Source organism: Aeromicrobium sp. SORGH_AS_0981, assembly GCF_031453195.1.
In the GTDB taxonomy this organism is placed as follows: Bacteria; Actinomycetota; Actinomycetes; order Propionibacteriales; family Nocardioidaceae; genus Aeromicrobium.
The window spans coordinates 1,816,500-1,835,578 of record NZ_JAVIZD010000001.1 but is presented as its reverse complement, the minus strand read 5'-3'; the positions used below and the strand labels follow the sequence as shown (position 1 = coordinate 1,835,578).

At 72.7% G+C, this 19,079-nt stretch carries 18 protein-coding genes; 6 read left to right on the top strand and 12 right to left on the bottom strand.

The genetic code is table 11. The features are described 5' to 3' along the window. Positions 1–7 precede the first annotated feature (7 nt). Positions 8–649, bottom strand: coding sequence for a hypothetical protein (locus QE370_RS09365; RefSeq protein WP_253025180.1), 642 nt, complete (start codon positions 647–649; stop codon positions 8–10). Positions 650–774: 125 nt separating this feature from the next. Between QE370_RS09365 and eat the strand changes: the two genes are divergently transcribed. Genes eat through QE370_RS09345 form a run of 4 tightly spaced genes read left to right on the top strand, consistent with a single transcriptional unit; the run spans position 775 to position 5,268 of the window. Further along, positions 775–2,205, top strand: coding sequence for an ethanolamine permease (gene eat / locus QE370_RS09360; protein WP_309634191.1), 1,431 nt, complete (start codon positions 775–777; stop codon positions 2,203–2,205). Further along, a complete protein-coding gene (locus tag QE370_RS09355) occupies positions 2,202–3,611 on the top strand; it encodes an ethanolamine ammonia-lyase subunit EutB (protein ID WP_309634190.1) in 1,410 nt (469 codons plus the stop codon). The genes eat and QE370_RS09355 overlap by 4 nt, the downstream gene beginning before the upstream one ends. After that, positions 3,608–4,399 carry an ethanolamine ammonia-lyase subunit EutC gene (eutC, locus tag QE370_RS09350; protein ID WP_309634189.1) on the top strand — a complete coding sequence of 264 codons (792 nt, stop codon included), beginning with the start codon at positions 3,608–3,610 and terminating at the stop codon, positions 4,397–4,399. Before QE370_RS09355 ends, eutC begins: the two co-directional genes overlap by 4 nt. A gap of 29 nt (positions 4,400–4,428) precedes the next feature. After that, positions 4,429–5,268 (top strand): EamA family transporter, encoded by an 840-nt coding sequence (locus QE370_RS09345; protein ID WP_309634188.1) that lies wholly within the window; start codon positions 4,429–4,431, stop codon positions 5,266–5,268. Positions 5,269–5,326: 58 nt separating this feature from the next. Here QE370_RS09345 and QE370_RS09340 read toward each other — a convergent pair whose 3' ends face one another. The 8 genes from QE370_RS09340 to purS all read right to left on the bottom strand — a co-directional run bounded on the left by QE370_RS09340 (position 5,327) and on the right by purS (position 12,667). Next, complete coding sequence (locus QE370_RS09340; protein ID WP_309634187.1) at positions 5,327–6,190, bottom strand: DNA-formamidopyrimidine glycosylase family protein; 864 nt, start codon at positions 6,188–6,190, stop codon at positions 5,327–5,329. A gap of 32 nt (positions 6,191–6,222) precedes the next feature. Next, positions 6,223–7,302 carry an alpha/beta hydrolase gene (locus QE370_RS09335; RefSeq protein ID WP_309634186.1) on the bottom strand — a complete coding sequence of 360 codons (1,080 nt, stop codon included), beginning with the start codon at positions 7,300–7,302 and terminating at the stop codon, positions 6,223–6,225. A gap of 654 nt (positions 7,303–7,956) precedes the next feature. Next, positions 7,957–9,174 (bottom strand): Nramp family divalent metal transporter, encoded by a 1,218-nt coding sequence (locus QE370_RS09330; RefSeq protein WP_309634185.1) that lies wholly within the window; start codon positions 9,172–9,174, stop codon positions 7,957–7,959. Positions 9,175–9,235: 61 nt separating this feature from the next. Further along, positions 9,236–10,726: a DEAD/DEAH box helicase gene (locus tag QE370_RS09325; RefSeq protein ID WP_309634184.1), complete on the bottom strand. Its 1,491-nt coding sequence runs from the start codon at positions 10,724–10,726 to the stop codon at positions 9,236–9,238. Positions 10,727–10,925: 199 nt separating this feature from the next. Further along, entirely contained in the window at positions 10,926–11,477 is a 552-nt protein-coding gene (locus QE370_RS09320; protein ID WP_253024083.1) for an NYN domain-containing protein, read from the bottom strand. A 45-nt stretch (positions 11,478–11,522) separates the two neighbouring features. Next, positions 11,523–11,741, bottom strand: a complete 219-nt coding sequence (locus QE370_RS09315; RefSeq protein WP_253024085.1) for an SCO4848 family membrane protein — start codon at positions 11,739–11,741, stop codon at positions 11,523–11,525. 1 nt (position 11,742) lies between these two features. After that, a complete protein-coding gene (purQ, locus tag QE370_RS09310) occupies positions 11,743–12,414 on the bottom strand; it encodes a phosphoribosylformylglycinamidine synthase subunit PurQ (RefSeq protein ID WP_253024086.1) in 672 nt (223 codons plus the stop codon). Positions 12,415–12,424: 10 nt separating this feature from the next. Next, on the bottom strand, positions 12,425–12,667 hold the full coding sequence (gene purS / locus QE370_RS09305; protein ID WP_067854807.1) for a phosphoribosylformylglycinamidine synthase subunit PurS: 243 nt from the start codon (positions 12,665–12,667) through the stop codon (positions 12,425–12,427). A gap of 89 nt (positions 12,668–12,756) precedes the next feature. Here purS and QE370_RS09300 point away from each other — a divergent pair, with 89 nt between their 5' ends. Next, positions 12,757–13,614: an NAD(P)-dependent oxidoreductase gene (locus QE370_RS09300; RefSeq protein WP_309634183.1), complete on the top strand. Its 858-nt coding sequence runs from the start codon at positions 12,757–12,759 to the stop codon at positions 13,612–13,614. Between the two features lie 7 nt (positions 13,615–13,621). After that, positions 13,622–14,347 (top strand): CPBP family intramembrane glutamic endopeptidase, encoded by a 726-nt coding sequence (locus tag QE370_RS09295; RefSeq protein ID WP_253024088.1) that lies wholly within the window; start codon positions 13,622–13,624, stop codon positions 14,345–14,347. Positions 14,348–14,426: 79 nt separating this feature from the next. Here QE370_RS09295 and QE370_RS09290 read toward each other — a convergent pair whose 3' ends face one another. The 3 genes from QE370_RS09290 to purB all read right to left on the bottom strand — a co-directional run bounded on the left by QE370_RS09290 (position 14,427) and on the right by purB (position 19,054). After that, positions 14,427–15,995, bottom strand: coding sequence for a long-chain fatty acid--CoA ligase (locus tag QE370_RS09290; protein ID WP_253024089.1), 1,569 nt, complete (start codon positions 15,993–15,995; stop codon positions 14,427–14,429). Between the two features lie 86 nt (positions 15,996–16,081). Further along, entirely contained in the window at positions 16,082–16,945 is an 864-nt protein-coding gene (locus QE370_RS09285) for a phosphoribosylaminoimidazolesuccinocarboxamide synthase (RefSeq protein ID WP_253024090.1), read from the bottom strand. A gap of 642 nt (positions 16,946–17,587) precedes the next feature. Further along, complete coding sequence (purB, locus tag QE370_RS09280) at positions 17,588–19,054, bottom strand: adenylosuccinate lyase (protein ID WP_309634182.1); 1,467 nt, start codon at positions 19,052–19,054, stop codon at positions 17,588–17,590. Positions 19,055–19,079: the final 25 nt, after the last annotated feature.

Below are 19,079 nucleotides of genomic sequence, written 5' to 3'. Positions count from 1 at the left end.
CCGGGGCTCAGAGCGACCCGGCGATGGCGGCGACCGCGGTGAAGAACGCGAGCAGCGCCGAGATCGGCACGGACCACAGCGTCGCGATCGTGATCGACACCGTCGTCCCGATCTTCGGCGGCACGAACCAGCGGGCTCGAGGGAGGTCGTCGACGCCGTCGATCCAGCGGCCCGTCATGCCCACGCCCGACCACACGCCCTTGAGCCGTGAGACGAACCGGAGCCCGCCGCCACCGGCGATGCTGGTGAGCGCTCCCCGGGCCTCCTCGACCCGGTCGGACAGGCTCACCGCGATGCCGAGCTCGGTGGCCAGCTGCTCCGGCTCCTCGACCGCACGCAGCAGGCGCAGGCGCCGCACCGCGAACGCGACCGGCGCCAGGGCCACCACCAGCGCGACGACGGCCAGCACCGTGCCCGTGGCGCCGCCAGCGGCCAGCCCGAGGACGACCGTGGCGACGAGGAAGGGCGCGGGCGCGAGGGCGAGCACGAGCGAGGGGACGCGCAGCAGCCGCACGGTCGGGACGATGACGGTCACGGCCCGCCGCGCCGCGTCCTCCGTCTGGCCGTCAACCCGCGCGGTCGCACCGTGCACGGCGCGGTTGGTGCGGTCGCGCCAGCTGCGTCGTCGGGGCCCCTCCTGCGTCGCCATGAGCCCAGCCTAGACGTCGGTCCCACCTGGGCCTCGTCCGTAAGCGCGCGGCAACATCCGGGCAACACGGCCTCACTAGCGTCGTGCTCCGGTCGCACGGCGCGGCGCGGGACGAGGGAGCACCCATGACACAGCAGCACGAGACACCGGTGACGTCGGGCTCCGGCGCGAGCGCCCAGGAGTACCTCGAGAAGCGCCAGCTCCAACGGGGCACGGCGGGCTGGGTCCTGCTCGCCGGGCTCGGCGTCAGCTACGTCGTCTCGGGCGACTACTCCGGCTGGAACTTCGGCCTCGCCGAGGGCGGCTTCGGTGGGCTCGCCATCGCGACCGTGGTCGTCGCCGCCATGTACCTGGCGCTCGTGCTGGGCATGGCGGAGCTGTCGTCGTCGCTGCCCGCGGCGGGTGGCGGCTACACGTTCGCCCGGCGCGCCCTCGGACCGTGGGGCGGCTTCGCCACCGGGACCGCCATCCTCATCGAGTACGCCATCGCCCCGGCGGCTATCGCCACCTTCATCGGCGCCTACGTCGAGTCGCTCGGCCTGTTCGGCATCACCGACGGCTGGTGGGTCTACCTGGCCGTCTACGCCCTGTTCATCGGCATCCACCTCGCCGGCGTCGGCGAGGCGCTCAAGGTCATGTTCGTCATCACCTCGGTCGCGCTCGTGGGCCTCGTGGTCTTCGCCGTGGCCGCCCTGGGTGACTTCGACGTCTCGCGCCTGACCGACATCGCGCCGACCGGCGCCGCCGGCGCCTCCGACCTCCTCCCGTTCGGCTACCTGGGCATCTGGTCGGCGATCCCGTTCGCGATCTGGTTCTTCCTCGCGGTCGAGGGCGTGCCGCTGGCCGCCGAGGAGACGGCCGACGCCGAGCGGAACGTGCCGCGCGGCATCATCGCGGCGATGGCGGTGCTGCTGTTCACGTGCGTGCTCGTGCTCGTGCTCGTCCCGGGCACCGGGGGCGCGGAGGCGATGGCGTCGTCGGGCAACCCGCTGGTGGAGGCCCTCGGCGGGGGCGCGGCCGCCACGGTCGTGAACTACATCGGCCTGGCGGGGCTCGTGGCCAGCTTCTTCTCGATCATCTACGCGTACTCCCGTCAGCTCTTCGCCCTGTCCCGTGCCGGCTACCTGCCCACGTCGCTCTCGGTGACCAACCGCCGCAAGACGCCGACGCTCGCGCTCGTCGTGCCGGGCGTCATCGGCTTCGGCCTGTCGCTGACCGGCGAGGGCGCGCTGCTGCTCAACATGGCGGTGTTCGGGGCGGCGCTCAGCTACGTGCTGATGATGGTCAGCCACGTCGTGCTCCGGGTGCGCGAGCCCGACATGCCACGGCCCTACCGGACGCCGGGCGGCGTGCTCACGACGGGCTTCGCGCTCGTCGTCGCGGCGCTCTCCGTCGTGGCGACCTTCCTCGTCGACAGCACCGCGGCGCCGTGGTGCGTGGGCGTCTTCCTGGCCTTCATGGCGTGGTTCGGCCTCTACAGCCGTCACCACCTGGTGGCCGCCTCTCCCGACGAGGAGTTCGCCGCGCTGGCCCGCGCGGAGGAGGACCTCGGGTGATCCGGCGGCACACGCTCGGCGGTCGGACCTACACGTTCGACGGTCTCGTCGACCTGATGGCCAAGGCCACGCCGGTCCGCTCGGGCGACCAGCTGGCCGGCTGCGCGGCCGAGTCCGACGCGGAGCGCGCCGCGGCTGCGTGGGCGCTCGCCGACGAGCCGCTCGCCACGTTCCTGCACGAGCAGGTGGTGCCCTACGAGAGCGACGAGGTGACCCGGCTCATCGTCGACACCCACGACGCCGAGGCCTTCGCACCGGTGGCGCACCTGACCGTGGGCGGGTTCCGCGACTGGCTGCTGGCGACGGCGACACGTCCCGACGCGGCCGCCACGCTCACGGCGGTCGCCCCGGGGCTCACGCCGGAGATGGTGGCGGCCGTCTCGAAGCTGATGCGCAACCAGGACCTCGTGCTGGTCGCGCAGGCCGCGCGCGTCACGTCGGCCTTCCGGACGACGATCGGCCTGCCGGGACGCATCGCGACACGACTGCAGCCCAACCACCCGACCGACGACCCGGCCGGCATCGCGGCGGCGACCCTCGACGGCCTGCTCATGGGCTCCGGCGACGCCGTGATCGGCATCAACCCCGCCACGGACTCGCCGCAGGCGACGGCGCGGCTGCTGCACCTCCTCGACGACCTGCGCCAGCGCTTCGACATCCCGATGCAGTCGTGCGTGCTGTCGCACGTGACGACGACGGTCGACCTGATCGAGCAGGGCGCGCCCGTCGACCTGGTGTTCCAGTCGGTAGCGGGCACCGAGGGCGCCAACGCGTCGTTCGGGGTCGACGTCCGCATGCTCCTCGAGGCCAACGAGGCGGGTCGCTCCCTCGGACGCGGCACGGTCGGCGACCAGGTGATGTACCTCGAGACGGGCCAGGGCTCGGCCCTCTCGGCCGGCGCCCACCTCGGCACCGGCGGTCGTCCGGTCGACCAGCAGACGCTCGAGACCAGGGCCTACGGACTCGCCCGCGCCCTCGACCCGCTGCTCGTCAACACCGTGGTCGGCTTCATCGGGCCGGAGTACCTCTACCACGGCAAGCAGATCGTGCGGGCCGGCCTCGAGGACCACTTCTGCGGCAAGCTGCTCGGCCTGCCCATGGGCGTCGACGTCTGCTACACCAACCACGCCGAGGCCGACTCCGACGACATGGACACGCTGCTGACGCTGCTCGGCGTGGCCGGCGCCGCGTTCGTCATCGCCGTTCCCGGCGCCGACGACGTGATGCTCGGCTACCAGAGCCTGTCCTTCCATGACGCGCTCTACGTGCGGCAGGTCCTCGGGCTCAGGCCGGCGCCGGAGTTCGAGGCGTGGCTCGCCGGTCTCGGCATGGCCGACCCGCAGGGTCGCGTGCTGCCCGTCGACCTCGACGCCTCGCCCCTGCTGTCGATCGCGAGCGGCTCGTGAGCGGCGGCGACGCCCGCTCGCCCGACGTCGCGGCGAGCGACCCGTGGTCGGGGCTGCGCCGCACCACCCAGGCACGGATCGGGCTGGGGCGGGCGGGCAGCTCCCTGCCGACCCGGCGCGAGCTGGAGTTCCGCGCCGCGCACGCCGCCGCGCGTGACGCGGTGCACGAGCCGCTCGACGTCGACGCGCTCGTGCCGGGCCTCGACGCGCTCGGTCTCGGTGCCACGCGTCGGGTGCGCAGCCTGGCCGAGGGTCGCGGCGAGTACCTCCGACGTCCCGACCTCGGGCGACGTCCCGCGTCGCTCGACGGCCTCGACGCGAGCGGCGACGCCGACGTCGCCGTCGTGCTGGCCGACGGCCTGTCGCCGCGGGCGGTCGCCGAGCACGGTGTCGCGCTCGTGACGGCCCTCGTCGACGCGCTCGGCACGGGGCTGCGCGTCGCCGCACCGGTCGTCGCCACGCAGGCCCGGGTCGCGCTCGGCGACCACGTCGGCGCCGCGCTCGGGGTGCAGACGCTGCTCGTCGTCATCGGCGAGCGCCCCGGTCTGTCAGTCGCCGACAGCCTCGGGGTCTACCTGACGCACGACCCTCGTCCGGGGCGGACCGACGCCGAGCGCAACTGCATCTCCAACATCCATCCGCCCGACGGCCTGGGCTACGCGGCGGCGGCGCGGGTGGCTGCCGCGCTGGTCGACGGCTCACGACGCCTGGGCCGCTCGGGGGTCGCGCTCAAGGACTCCTCGGCCCTCGACGACGCGACGGCAGAGGCGTTGGACACCGGACCGTGAAGTCCGTCCCGTCCCACTAGGGTGCACGCGTGGCCGTCCTCCTCTCCCTGCTCTCCGCCCTGTCGTACGGGGTCTCCGACTTCCTCGGCGGGCTCTTCTCCAAGCGCTCGGGCCCGTGGCAGACGGCCGTGGTCGGCCAGACGTCGTCGACGGTCTGCACCGTCGCCGTGGCGCTCTTCATCGCCGGCGACCCGGTCGGGGCCGACTGGGTGTGGGGCGTCGTCGGCGGGGCCGGGTCGGGCGTCGGTGCCGCGTTCCTCTACCGCGGGCTCGCCGGCGGGCGGATGAGCGTCGTCGCCCCGTTGTCGGCCGTCGTGTGCGCGCTGCTCCCCGTGGCCGTCGGACTCGTCACCGGCGACCGGCCGAGCGCGCTGGCCCTCGCCGGGATCGTCGTCGCGTTCCCGGCCATCGCGCTCGTGTCCCGGGTCGTCGAGGAGGACGCCGCGGCGCAGGCCGCGCACCGCGGCGGGGTGGTCGACGGCATCCTCGCGGGGCTCGGGTTCGGCGTGCTGTTCGTCGCCCTGGGCCAGGTGCGTGACGACGCGGGCCTGTGGCCGCTGGCCGTCGCGCAGGGCGCCGCCGCCGTCGTCGTCGTGCTGCTGGCCGTGGCGCTGCGCGAGGCGTGGGTGCCCCGCGACCGGCTCGCGTGGCGCGCCGTGGTCATGGGACCTCTGGGCGCCACCGCGACCACGGCGTTCCTGCTGGCGACCCGCGAGGGCCTGCTGTCGGTGGTGTCGGTGGTCTCCTCGCTCTACCCGGCCACCACCGTCCTGCTCGCGACGCTCGTGCTCAAGGAGCGCATCCAGGCCTGGCAGGGCGTCGGGCTCGCGCTGGCGGCGTCGGCCGTGACGCTCGTGGCCCTGGGCTGACGGCACCGGGCTGACGGCACTGGGCTGACCACACTGGGCCGAGCAGCCGTCGAGCGGGCTACTTGAGGAACTTGCTCGTCGAGCGGTCCTTCAGCGGCTTCCCGCCCGTCTGGCACGTCGGGCAGTACTGCAGAGAGGAGTCGGCGAAGACCACCTCGGCGATCGTGTCGCCGCACACGGGGCACGCCTCGCCCGCGCGGCCGTGCACCCGCATCCGCGAGCGCTTGCCGTCCTTCAGCTCCGACGCGGGCTTGCCGTGCGCCTCGGCCATCGCCTCGCCCAGGACGGTGCGGATCGCCACGTCGAGCCGCTCGACCTGCTCGGCGTCGAGCTCGGACGCCAGCGCGAACGGCGACAGCCGGGCCGCGTGCAGGATCTCGTCGCTGTAGGCGTTGCCGATGCCGGCGACGATCTTCTGGTCGCGCAGGAACCGCTTGACCTGCATGCGTCGGCCGTCGAGCAGCGGGGCCACGGTGAAGCCGTCGACCATCGGGTCCGGACCGAGCGCCGCGATCCCCTCGACGTCCTGCGGGTCGCGCACGACGTAGACGGCCAGGCCCTTGCGCGTCCCGGCCTCCGTCAGGTCGAACCCGACGTGCGGGCCGTCGCCGTGGTCGAGCCGGACCCGCGCGGCGAGCGGGCCGTTGCCCATCTTCAGCCGCTTGTCGGTGAGCTGGTCCGACCAGCGCAGCCAGCCGGCCTTCGCGAGGTGCACGACGAGGTGCAGGCCGTCGACGTCGAGGTCGAGGAACTTGCCGTGGCGCCGCACGTCGGTGACCTGCAGACCCGCCAACGACGACACCGGCGGGTCGTAGGTCTTCAGCACGGCGAACGACGCCAGCTCGACGTCGGCCACGACGGCACCCACGGCGCGCTCTCGCAGGAACGCGGCGAGCGCGTCGACCTCCGGCATCTCGGGCACGTCACGAGCGTAGTCCGAGACCCCTTCGCACGTCAGGGCGTGTCGTGGCGGGCGTAGAAGCCCTCCATCGCCGGCCAGGTGGTGCGGCGGGCCGCGCGGCCGGTGAGCACCCCGAGGTGGCCTCCGGGGGCCTGGACGAGCTGGACGTCCGGCGCGCCCCTCAGCAGGTCGACGAGGTGGCTCACCGCCCCGACCGGCGCGAGGGTGTCGTCGAGCCCGGCCACCACGAGCACGGGCACGTCGATGTCGGCGAGCCGCAGCTCTCGTCCGCCGAGCTCCACCACGCCCGTCGCGAGCGCGTTGCTGCGCACGACGACGTGGTACAGCTGGCCGAAGGTGCGTCCCGGGTAGGCGTACATGTTGTCGGTGAAGCGGTCGACGGCCTCCAGCTGCGCGAGGAAGTCGCGGTCGTCGGCGTGGGCAAGGATCGCCAGCGGCTTGGTGAGGTACTTGTCGAGCGCCGAGATCTGGAACCCGAGCCGGGTGAGCGGCGCGGGGACGCCGCCGAGGGTCCGGTACGCGGCGCTCACCAGCCCGCTCGCCACGGCGTTGACCGGGCGGGTGATCGCGATCAGCGGCACCTGCGTCAGGTCGAACGGCGACGCGACGGCCGTCGCCGACGCGAGCGGGAGCGTCGGGTCGGACGCCGCGGTGAAGATCGTGAAGATGCCGCCCAGGGACCAGCCGGCCAGGTGCACGGGCCGCTCCCCGGCGTCGTCGTGCACGTGCCGGACGGCCTGCGGGACCAGCCGCCCGGTCCAGTGCTCGATGCCGAGGTCGCGGTGCTCGAAGCTCACCGGCCCGTAGTCGACGAGGTACACCGGCCGTCCCTGCTGCACGAAGTACTCGACCACGCTGCACCCGCGGCGCAGGTCGAAGGCGAGCGCGGGGGCCGCGAGCGGCGGCACGAGCAGCAGCGGGTCGCCGTGCTGCTCCGTGCCCGGGTACGGGTCGTACCGGAACAGGCTCGCGTGCTCGGTGACCTTGACCAGCGTGCGCGGCGTCGTCCGCAGGTCGGCGATCCGCCGCCCCTGCACCACGTCGCGCAGGTTCCCGACCGCAGCGCCCAGGTCGTGCGGGACGTGCGGTCGCGGGACGAGCGGGAGGGGCATGGTTCCGGATGATGCCAGACGCGCGCTCCCCCCGCCGGGCTGGCGGGGTGGGGTTGCTGGTGCGGGGGTCTCGTCCTGCTGGCGCGCTGGCTGCGGTGGTCGTGATCGTGCTGGTGCGCTGCCGCAGGGGGTCGTGACCTTGCCGGTGCGCTGCCTCGGCTTGCGCTGGGGGTGGTCTCCAAAAGGGCCTCGACCGGCAGCGGGTCACAGCCGGCTCCGGGTCTCGGGGTCTGGCTGAGCCCGCCCTCGACGCAAGATTCTTCGTCTCTGCGTTCTTGACGCACCGTTCTGCGTTGGCGCGTCCTATCGGTGGATCTGCAACCGCAGGAGGCGTTCTGCGGTTGAAGATCCACCGATGGTGGGCTGTCGGCGCGAAAGTCCCTGCGTTCGCGCGCGGAGATCGAACGCTTTTGCGTTCACGACGGGATCCCGTGACAAACGCAGAAGCCTTGGCCCTCCGACACACGAACGCAGAAACGTGCGTCCACCCCAGCACCAACCCGCAGCCCGAGACCCCGGACCAGCGCCGTCGCCAACCGCCCGGTCGAGGCCCCTTGCGGAGACCACCCCTGCGAAGGCCGAGGCAGCGCAGCAGCAACCCCAGACTCCCTGCGGCAGCGCACCAGCAAGGTCACGACGACCGCAGGCAGCGCCTCACCCGAACGTCAGCACCAGCAACGACACGTTCAGCGCGATGACGACGGCGGCGACGGCGCACGCGGCAGCCGTGGTGGCGGGGCGGTTCACGTGCTCGCCCATCACGGCGCGGTCGGCGGTGAGGCGGACGAGCGGGACGAGCGCGAACGGGATGCCGAGCGACAGCACCACCTGCGAGACGACGAGGGCGCGGCTCGGCTCGACCCCGAGCGCGAGGACGACGAGGGCCGGCACCACCGTGACCACGCGGCGCACCAGCAGGGGCACGCGGACGCCCAGCAGGCCGTGCATCACCTCGGCGCCCGCGGCCGCTCCCACCGCCGTCGAGGCCAGCCCCGACCCGAGCAGTGCGACCGCGAAGAGCAGCGCCACGCCCGCGCCGAGCTCCGACGTCACGAGCGCGTGCACACCGGTCAACGTGTCGGTCCCCGGAAGACCCTGCAGACCGGCGGCGGCCACGAGCAGCAGCGAGAGGTTCAGCATCCCGGCGAGCGCCAGCGCGAGCACGACGTCGGTGCGGGTGGCGCTGAGCAGGTCGCGCACCGACGAGCCGCGACCCCGCCCGCCGAGCCGGCCCGACGTCAGGCCCGAGTGGAGGTAGATGACGTGCGGCATCACGGTGGCCCCGATGATGCCCGACGCGAGCAGCACGCTCTCCGCCCCGTCGAACGACGGCACGAGGCCATCGGCCACGTCGCCCGCCGTCGGCGGGTTCACCACCAGTCCGGCCACGAAGCCGACGGCGATCAGCGCCAGGAAGCCCAGGATCGTGCGCTCGAGGGCGCCCTGACCGCGGACGTCGCCGATGCGCAGCACCAGCAGCGAGACGGCCGCGGTCACGACGGCCCCGAGGACGAGGGGCAGGTCGAACAGCAGCGACAGCGCGATCGCCCCGCCAACGACCTCCGCGAGGTCGGTGGCCACGGCCACGGCCTCCGCCTGCAGCCAGAACGCGATCCTCGGCCCACGGCGCAGCCGGCCGCCGAGGTGCGACGCCAGCGACGTGCGGGTGACGAGGCCGAGCTTCGCGGACAGGTACTGGACGAGCACGGCCATGACGTTGGCGAGCACCACCACCCACACCAGCGCGTAGCCGAACCTGGCGCCCGCGGTCACGTTCGTGGCGACGTTGCCCGGGTCGACGTAGGCGACGGCGGCGACGAAGGCCGGTCCGAGGAGGACGGCGCGGCGGCGCAACGACGTCGGCCCGAGCATCCCCGCAGCGTAGCCGTGGTGATGCTCGGGCCGCTCGGACGACGAGGTCCGGTCGATCAGGTCAGGCGACGGGACGCGCCTGGCCGCCGCCGCTGCGACGACGGTTGCGGTTGCGGTTGCCGCCCTGTCCGGCGGGGCGACCCTGCCCACCGCCGGTGCCGCGACCCTGGCCGCCGCCGGAGCGCTGACCGCCCGACCGCTGGCCACCACCGGAGCGCTGACCGCCCGACCGCTGGCCACCACCGGTCCGCTGGGCGCTCGACCGCTGGGCACCGCCGGAGCGCTGGCCGCCGCGTCCACCGGTCGGGCCTGCCTCGGGGAGCGTGCCGCTGGCCGCGAGGGCCTCGGGCGTGAGCGGCGACGGGGCGGTCGCGGCGTCGTGCTGGCGGGCGGTGACGCCGGCCTTGGCCTGCAGCGCCATGACGTCGCGCAGGTCCTCGCGCGTCGTCATCGTGACGACGGTGCCGGCCTCGCCCGCGCGGGCGGTGCGTCCCGAGCGGTGCGTGTAGGCCTTGTGCTCGGCCGGCGCGTCGTAGTGCACGACCAGCTTCACGTCGTCGACGTGGATGCCGCGCGCCGCGATGTCGGTCGCGACGATGACGTCGGCCGCACCCTTGCTGAACGCCGCCAGGTTGCGCTCGCGCTTGGCCTGGTTGAGGTCGCCGTGCAGGTCGACGGCCTCGATGCCGGCGGTCGTGAGCTGACGCGCCAGGCGCGTGGCGCCCCGGCGGGTGCGGGCGAACACGATGGTGCGCGGGTTGTCGGCCAGCAGCCGCGAGGCCGTGGCCAGCTTCTCGGTGCGCGGCGTCACGAGCACGTGGTGCTCCATGCGCGACTCCGGCTCCTGCGCCGACTCGATCTCGTGCAGGTCGTGCTGCGGCAGGTGACGACGCACGAGACGGTCGACGTCGCCGTCGAGCGTCGCCGAGAGCAGCAGCCGCTGGCTGGTCGAGGGCGTCATCGCGACGAGCGCGTCGACCGGCTTGAAGAAGCCGAGGTCGCAGAGGTGGTCGGCCTCGTCGAGGACGGTGATCTCGACGTGCTGGAGCGTGCAGGCACGGCGGTCGACGAGGTCGGCGAGCCGGCCGGGCGTCGCGACGACGAGGTCGACGCCGTCGCGCAGCTGGTGGATCTGCTTGTTGATCGGGGTGCCGCCGAGCACCGTCATGATCCGCAGGTGCAGCGGGGCCGCCAGCGGCGCGAGGGCGCGCTGGACCTGCGTGGCCAGCTCACGCGTGGGCACGAGGATGAGCCCGCGCGGCGCCTTGGGACGACGCGTCCCGCCGGCGAGCTGGTCGAGCACGGGCAGGCCGAACGACAGCGTCTTGCCCGAGCCGGTGCGAGCGCGGCCGAGCACGTTGCGGCCGGCGAGCGCCGACGGCAGCACGGCCTGCTGGATCGGGGTCGGCTCGACGATGCCCTCGCGGGCGAGGGCCTTGACGAGCGTCTTCGGCAGGCCGAGGTCGGCGAAGCCGGAGGACGTCGGGGCGACGGGGGTGGTGGGGTTGGTCGGACGGGTGGGCAGCACGGGGCCGCCAGCAGGCTGGTTCACAGAACTCTCAGACATCGTGGGCCCGGGCCGCTCTGCGGCGCTCTCATGACGAGGCGACGCGGCCTGCTCGGGCGGAAGGGGGAGGCCCTACCGAAGATGATCCGGGGCTCCCATGGAAGGCTCCAGCCTAGCAGTCGACCCAGCCGAACCCCGCATCGTCGCCGCGTGCGCCCCGTCACGACCGCCCGCGGGGCGACGACTAGAGGAACTGCAACGGGTCGAACTCGTCGATCGGCACGACGCGGATCCGCGGCAGCTCCTCGTTGAAGGCGCGCACGTCGTACTCCAGGTCGTAGAACTCCAGGCCGCGCTCCACGAGCGGCACGAAGGCGCTGCTGCGCATCTCGCGGAACGCCAGGAGCGCGGTGCGTCGGGTGCCGACGAGGGCGCCCAGCTGGGGCACGAAGTCGCCGTCGTTGCTGGCGAGGACCACGTCGTCCTCGCGCTCGGCGAGCGCCTCCAGCGTGCGCTGGATGGCGATGTCGACGACCTTCTGGTCCGGGGTGCCGGAGAGCAGCACCGGGCGGAAGTCCATGGCGGTCAGCGCCTGCACGAACGACATCGGCACCTCGCCGTTGGCGGCGATGAAGAACAGGCCCTGCGTGGGCTGCTCCCACTCCGAGGCGACGAAGGACAGCACACGGTCCCAGCGAGGTCGCTCGTGCGGGTGCGGGCGACGTCCGAGGATCGACTGGCCGAGGGTCGCGTCGATGTTCTCGCCGTCGACGAGCACGTAGGTGCGGCGTTCCATACGCCCACCCTAGTGCGAGTGCGCGCTCGCTCGGGCGGACGCGGCTCAGAGCAGGGTGAGCAGGCCCAGCACGCCGACCGCGAGACCCAGCGCCAGCGAGACGCCGATCAGCACGGCGTGCACGCGGTAGAACGTCGTCGTGCGACCGTCGGCGTCGCGGGACCGGTCGTCCTTGGCGATCCGCTGCCAGAAGCGCGGCCAGATGAGCAGGTTCCAGGCGGCGGTCACGAGGAGCAGGACCGACCAGCCGACGGGCAGCGCCATGTCAGACCGACGTGAGCTGGCGGACGGCGGAGGTGAAGAAGGCGAGCCCGTCGGTGCCGGGTCCGCAGAGGTCCTCGACGGCGTGCTCGGGGTGCGGCATGAGACCGACGACGTTGCCGCGCTCGTTCGTGATGCCGGCGATGTCGCGCAGGGACCCGTTCGGGTTCGAGCCGACGTAACGGAAGACGACCTGTCCCTCGCCCTCGAGCCGGTCGAGCGTCGGCTCGTCGGCGATGAAGCCGCCCTCGCCGTTCTTCAGCGGGATGGTGATCCGCTGGCCCTCGGCGTAGTCGCTGGTCCAGGCGGTGTCGGGGTTCTCGACGACGAGCACCTGGTCGCGGCAGACGAACGTGCGGTGGTCGTTGCGGATCAGCGCACCGGGAAGCAGGTGCGACTCGCACAGGATCTGGAAGCCGTTGCAGATGCCCAGCACGGGCATGCCGCCCTGCGCGGCCGCGACGACCTCGGTCATGACCGGGGCGAAGCGGGCGATCGCGCCGCAGCGCAGGTAGTCGCCGTAGGAGAAGCCGCCGGGCAGGATCACCGCGTCGACGCCCTTGAGGTCGTGGTCGCCGTGCCACAGCGCGACCGGCTCGCCGCCCGCGAGGCGTACGGCGCGCTGCGCGTCGACGTCGTCGAGCGAGCCGGGGAAGGTGACGATGCCGATCTTCATGGTGGTGTCCTCACGCCTCGACGCGGACGGTGAAGTCCTCGATGACCGGGTTCGACAGCAGCGTCTCGGCGATCTGGTGCACCTCGGCGAGCGTCGACTCGTCGGCCAGCGCCACCTGCAGCTCGAACCGCTTGCCCTGACGCACGTCGGAGACGCTCTCGAACCCGAGTCGCGGGAGGGCGCCATGGACGGCCTTGCCCTGCGGGTCGAGGATCTCGGGCTTGGGCATGACGTCGACGATGATGCGGGCCATGGCGGCATCCTATCGGCGTGCCGGGCCGACCCCTGCACTCCGGCCCCCTTCACCCGGCGCACCCGCGTCGCCCGACGTACGGTCGGAGCATGCGCGTGAGTGTGATCGGGCTGGGCGCCATGGGCGCCGGGATGGCCACGTCGACCCTGCGAGCCGGGCTCGCGACCACCGTCTGGAACCGCAGCCCGGAGAAGTCCGAGCCGTTGCGGGACGCCGGCGCTGAGGTGGGCGCGACCGCTGCCGAGGCGGTCGCCGACGCCGACGTGGTCGTCGTCTCGCTGTTCGACGAGGCGTCGGTGCAGGAGGTCCTGGAGCAGGCGCTGGCGGCGTCGCCGCCGTCCGCCGTGTGGCTGCAGACCGCGACCGTCGGTCCCGAGGCCGCGCGGCGGCTGCACGACCTCGCCGAGCGGCACGGCCGGGTGCTCGTCGACGCACCCGTCCTCGGCACGAAGAAGCCCGCTGCCGACGGAGCGCTGACCGTGCTCGCCTCCGGGCCCGAGGACGCACTCGCGACCGCGCGACCCGTGCTCGAGGCGATCGGCGCGCGCACCCTCGTCGTCGGGGACACCGCCGGCCCGGCCAGCGCGCTCAAGCTGGCCTGCAACTCCTGGGTCGCGTCGGTCACCGCCGCCGCTGCCCAGGCACTGACGCTGGCTCGGGTCCAGGGCGTCGACCCGGGCCTGTTCCTCGAGGCGATCGAGGGCTCGGCCGTCGACACCCCCTACGCGCACCTCAAGGGCCGCGCCATCCTCGACGACGACCTGACGCCGTCGTTCGAGCTCGACGGCGTCCTGAAGGACCTCTCGCTGATGATCGACGCCGGCGCCGACGTCATGGACACCTCGCTGCTGCAGTCCGTGCGCGACCGCTTCGCCGCGGCGTCCGCCGCCGGGCACGGCGCCGACGACATGGCCGCCGTCGTCGTCGGCTTCGAGCCTCGCGACTGAGCCCGTCGTGACGCGCCGCTACCCGGGCCGCCGCTGGCTCGACCGCTCGCTCTGGGACGTCGTGTCCCGCGACCACCGCATGTCACCGGCGGCGTTCCGACGTCGCCAGTGGGTCACCGCCGGCTTCGTCGTGCTCGGCGCCGTGGTGCTCGGCGTCTCGCTGCGCGTGGAGCCCGGCAGCCCGTGGTTCTACCCGCTCACCTTCGGGCTGGCGGCGGTCTGGACCGTCGGCGCCTTCGCGTCCGGCCGACTCTACCTGGGACACATCGCCACCGACGACCCCGACGACGAGGACGGCCTCGTGCGCCCCGTCGTGCAGCCCATCGCCATCGGGCTGGCGCTCGCGGGCCTGTTCGTCGTCGGGGCGCTCGTGGTGCGCGAGATCCCGGTGCTGTCCGACCAGGTCGAGAAGGTCCTGGGGTTCGCGACGGAGGGGACGCTGCCGCTGCTGGTCGTCATCACCGCGGTCAACGGCGTGGCCGAGGAGCTGTTCTTCCGCGGCGCCGCGTACGCCGCGATCCCCCGGCACCCGGTCGTCTGGACGACCGTCGCCTACACCGCCGCGACGCTCGCCACCGGCAACGTCATGCTCGCGTTCGCCGCGATCCTGCTCGGCGTGGTGGTGGGCCTGCAGCGGCGTGCGTCGGGCGGCATCCTCGCGCCCGTCCTCACCCACTGCACGTGGTCGCTGACGATGCTGCTCGCCCTGCCCCCGATCTTCGGGCTGCGCTAGCCGCACGCGGTCCGCGCGGACACGACGAGGCCGGGCCCAGGGTGTCCCTGGACCCGGCCTCGGTGCGTCGAGCCGAGCCTCAGATCTCGCGCTTGAGGATCTTGCCGGTGGCCGTCATGGGCAGCTCGTCGCGGAACTCCACGATGCGCGGGTACTTGTACGCCGCGAACTGCTCCTTGCCCCAGGCCACGAGGTCGGCCTCGGACACGTCGTCGTGGTCCTTGTTCTTCACGACGACGGCCTTGATCTCCTCGCCGTGGCTCTCGTGCGGCACGCCGATGACCGCGACCAGCGAGACGGCCGGGTGCGTGATCAGCACCTCCTCGAGCTCACGCGGGTACACGTTGTAGCCGCCGCGGATGATCATGTCCTTGCTGCGGTCGACGATGTAGTAGAAGCCGTCGGCGTCCTTGCGACCGAGGTCGCCGGAGCGGAACCAGCCGTCGCGGATGGCCTCGGCCGTCGCCTCGGGACGGTCGTAGTAGCCCTTCATCACGTTGTGGCCCTTGATGGCGATCTCGCCGACGGCGGTCTTGCCGTCCTCCTCGAGGTCGTCGGACACGTCGTTCCACTCCGCATCGATGAGCTTCATCTCCACGCCCGGGATGGGCACGCCGATGGAGCCGACCTTCGGCTCCTGGCCGTACACGGAGAACGAGGCCACCGGGGAGGTCTCCGACAGGCCGTACCCCTCGAGGATGGTGACGCCGAAGCGGTCCTTGAACTGGCGGTGGATGTCGACCGGGAGGGCGGAGCCACCGGCCGCGGCGACACGCAGGCTGGCCGCGATCGACTCGACGTCGACGGTCTCGTCCAGCGCGCCGAGCAGCCCCCAGTACATGGTCGGCACGCCCGCGAAGTAGGTGACCTTCTCCTTCAGCATGAGGCCGAGGGCGGCCTGAGCCTCGAAGCGCGGCAGCATGACCACGGTGCCGCCGAAGGCCATCGAGCCGTTCTGGATGCACGTCTGGCCGAAGGAGTGGAACAGCGGAAGCACGCACAGGTAGGTGTCGGGGCGGTCGGCGTCGGCGCCGAACAGGTCGGCCCCCGCGAGCGCGTTGTCGCGCATGTTGCGGTGGCGCAGCTCCGCGCCCTTCGGCTGGCCCGTCGTGCCCGACGTGTAGAGGATGACGGCGGTGTCGTCGTCGTCGGTCTCGACCGTCTCGAACGTCGGCGGCTGCTGCGCGACGAGCGGGGCGTAGTACTCCGGCGGCTCCATCGGCTCCGGCGCGGCGGAGTCGAGCTTGATGAGGAAGAAGTCCTTGCAGCCCTCGACGGCCTGGAAGCCCTCCCACGCGGCCTCGCCGATCGGGAGGTCCGGGGTGCCCTCGAACGCGAAGTAGGCGACCGCGTCGGAGTCGTCGAGGTGGTAGGCGACCTCGCGGCCCTTCAGCAGGACGTTGAGCGGGACCACCGTCGCGCCGGCCTTGAGGATGCCGTAGTAGATGATCGTGAAGTACGGCAGGTTGGGGCACGACAGCGCGACCTTGTCGCCCGGCTGCACCCCGCGCGAGACGAGCAGGTTGGCCACCTGGTTCGCGGCGCCGTTGACCTGCGCGTACGAGAGTCGGGTGTCACCGAAGACGATGGCGGTGCGGTCGGCGTACGTCGAGGCGGACTTCTCCAGCAGGGCGGCGAGGTTGGCCATCGCGGGCTCCTTCAGACGAGGGTGTGGGCGGCGTCACCACCCTACCCACGTCCCGGATACCGTCGGTACGCGAGTCCCGGGCAGTCTCAGAAGGTGGAGCCGGTGAGCTGCTCGTAGGCCCGCACGTACCGCTCGCGCGTGGCCTCGACGACGTCCGACGGCAGGCTGGGCGGAGGCGTGTCGGACGCCTTGTCCCACCCGGAGGCGGGCGAGGTGAGCCAGTCGCGCACCGGCTGCTTGTCGAACGACGGCTGCGGGCGTCCGGGCTGGTACGTCTCGGCCGGCCAGAAGCGCGACGAGTCGGGGGTGAGCACCTCGTCGGCCAGCACGATCGTGCCGTCGGGGCGGGCACCGAACTCCAGCTTCGTGTCGGCCAGGATGATGCCGCGCGTGCGGGCGATCCGTTCGGCGCGGGCATACACCTCGAGGGTCAGCGACCGCAGGCGCTCCGCCACCTCGGCACCGACCAGCTCGACGACGGCGTCGAAGTCGATGTTCTCGTCGTGGTCGCCCACGGCGGCCTTCGTGGCGGGCGTGAAGATCGGCTCCGGCAGGCGCGACCCGTCGACGAGCCCGTCGGGCAGCGGCACGCCGCACACCTCGCCGGTCGCCTGGTAGTCGGCCAGCCCCGACCCGGTCAGGTAGCCGCGCACGACGCACTCGACGGGGTACATGTCGAGCTTCTCGACCACGAGCGCCCGCCCCCGCACCCGCTCGGGCACCTGGGTCGACACGACGTGGTTGGGCACGACGTCGGCCAGCTGGTCGAACCACCACAGCGACATCCGCGTCAGCAGCTCCCCCTTGTCGGGGATGCCGGGGCTCAGCACGAAGTCGTACGCCGAGATCCGGTCCGACGCCACCATCAGCAGCCGGCCCGACTCGAGCTCGTAGAGGTCACGGACCTTGCCGGAGTGCAGGTGCACGGCACCGGGGACGTCGAGAGGCACGACCGACAGCCTAGGAGGTCCGCCCTCTCCCCCACCCACGGGCGTCCGAACGTCTCGTCCCTCGGGTGGGTGGGCGCGTCGGCTGCGTCGGCGTGGGCTCTCCCTCGTCCTGCGGCTGCGCTGCCTGCGGGGGTCCCGACCTGCTGCTGCGCTGCCTCGGCTCACGCTCGGGCTGGTCTCCGCAAGGGCCTCGACCGGGCGGCTGGCATCCGCGTTGGTCTGGGGTCTCGGGCTGTGGCTTCAGCATGGGGTGGACGCACGATGCTGCGTTGGTGCACTGGCGGCCAAAGGTTCTGCGTACGCGACGGGATCCCGTCGCGAACGCAGAATCCTTCCGCCGCTCAGCCCTCTATCGGTGGATCCCCAACCGCAGGAGCGCTCCTGCGGTTGGGGATCCACCGATGGGACACGCAAACGAAGAACCTTGGCCCCAGAACGCAGAAACGAAGAATCGTGCGTCCAAAGGTGAGCTCAGGCCAGACCCCGAGACCCGAGACCGGCCCCAGGCCCGCCGCCGGTCGAGGCCCTTGCGGAGACCAGACACAGCGCCAGCCGAGGCAGCGCACCAGCAGGACGAGACCCCCAGGCAGCGCACCAGCAAGAACAGAGCCCCCGCGGCAGCGCACCAGCGAGCTCAGGACCTCAGAGGATCGCGCCCGGCGTGTACGCGGCGGCGGCCGGGTCGGCGGACACCAGCTCGTCGACCTGGGCGACGACGGCCGCGACCTGGGCGGTGGCGGCGCCGGTGAACTCCAGGGGGGCGGCGACGAGGGAGGCGAGGTCGGCCTCGGTGAGGGCGAGTCGCTCGTCGGCCGCGAGGCGCGCGAAGAGGTCGTTGCCCGCCGAGCCCTGCTCGCGCATCTCCAGCGCGACGGCCACCGCGTGCTCCTTGATCGCCTCGTGGGCCGCCTCGCGACCCACCCCGGCGCGGACGGCGGACATCAGCACCTTGGTCGTCGCCAAGAACGGCAGGTACCGGTCGAGCTCGCGCTGCACCACCGCCGGGAACACCCCGAACTCGTCGAGGACGGTCAGGAACGTCTCGAACAGGCCGTCCGCGGCGTAGAACGCGTCGGGCAGGGCCACGCGGCGCACGACGGAGCACGACACGTCGCCCTCGTTCCACTGGTCGCCAGCCAGTTCACCGACCATCGACACGTAGCCGCGGACGATGACGGCCAGACCGTTGACCCGCTCGCACGAGCGCGTGTTCATCTTGTGCGGCATGGCGCTCGAGCCGACCTGGCCGGGCTTGAAGCCCTCGGTCACGAGCTCGTTGCCGGCCATGAGCCGGATCGTGGTCGCCAGGTTCGAGGGCGCGGCCACCAGCTGCGCGAGCGACGTGACCACGTCGTAGTCGAGGGAGCGAGGGTACACCTGGCCGACGCTGGTCAGCACTCGCTCGAAGCCGAGGTGCTCGGCGACGCGACGCTCCAGGTCGGCGAGCTTCGCGAAGCCGTCTGCCGCCCCCGGCCCGGCACCCCCGCCGGGTGCACCGCCGAGAAGATCCAGCTGGTCCTGCGCGGTGCCGACCGGACCCTTGATGCCCCGCAGCGGGTAGCGGGCGAGGAGGTCGTCGAGCCGGCCGACACCGGTCAGCAGCTCGTCGGCGACGGTCGCGAACCGCTTGCCGAGGGTCGTGGCCTGTGCCGCGACGTTGTGGCTGCGTCCCGCCATCACGAGCTCGGCGTGCTCGGCAGCGAGTCGTCCGAGCCGCGCGAGCGCCGCGACGGCACGCGAGCGCAGCACCTGCAGCGACGCCCGCACCTGCAGCTGCTCGACGTTCTCCGTCAGGTCGCGCGACGTCATGCCCTTGTGGATGTGCTCGCTGCCCGCGAGCGCGGCGAACTCCTCGATCCGTGCCTTCACGTCGTGCCGGGTCACGCGCTCGCGCTCGGCGATGGACGCGAGGTCCACCTGGTCCACGACGGCCTCGTAGGCCTCGATCACGCCGTCCGGCGTCTCGACCCCGAGGTCACGCTGGGCCTTCAGCACCGCGATCCACAGCTGACGCTCGAGCACGATCTTGTGCTCGGGCGACCAGATGCGCGCGATCTCGGGCGAGGCGTAGCGGTGGGCCAGAACGTTGGGCGTCGTCACGCCGCACATCATCCCACCCGGTCCACCGTGGGCG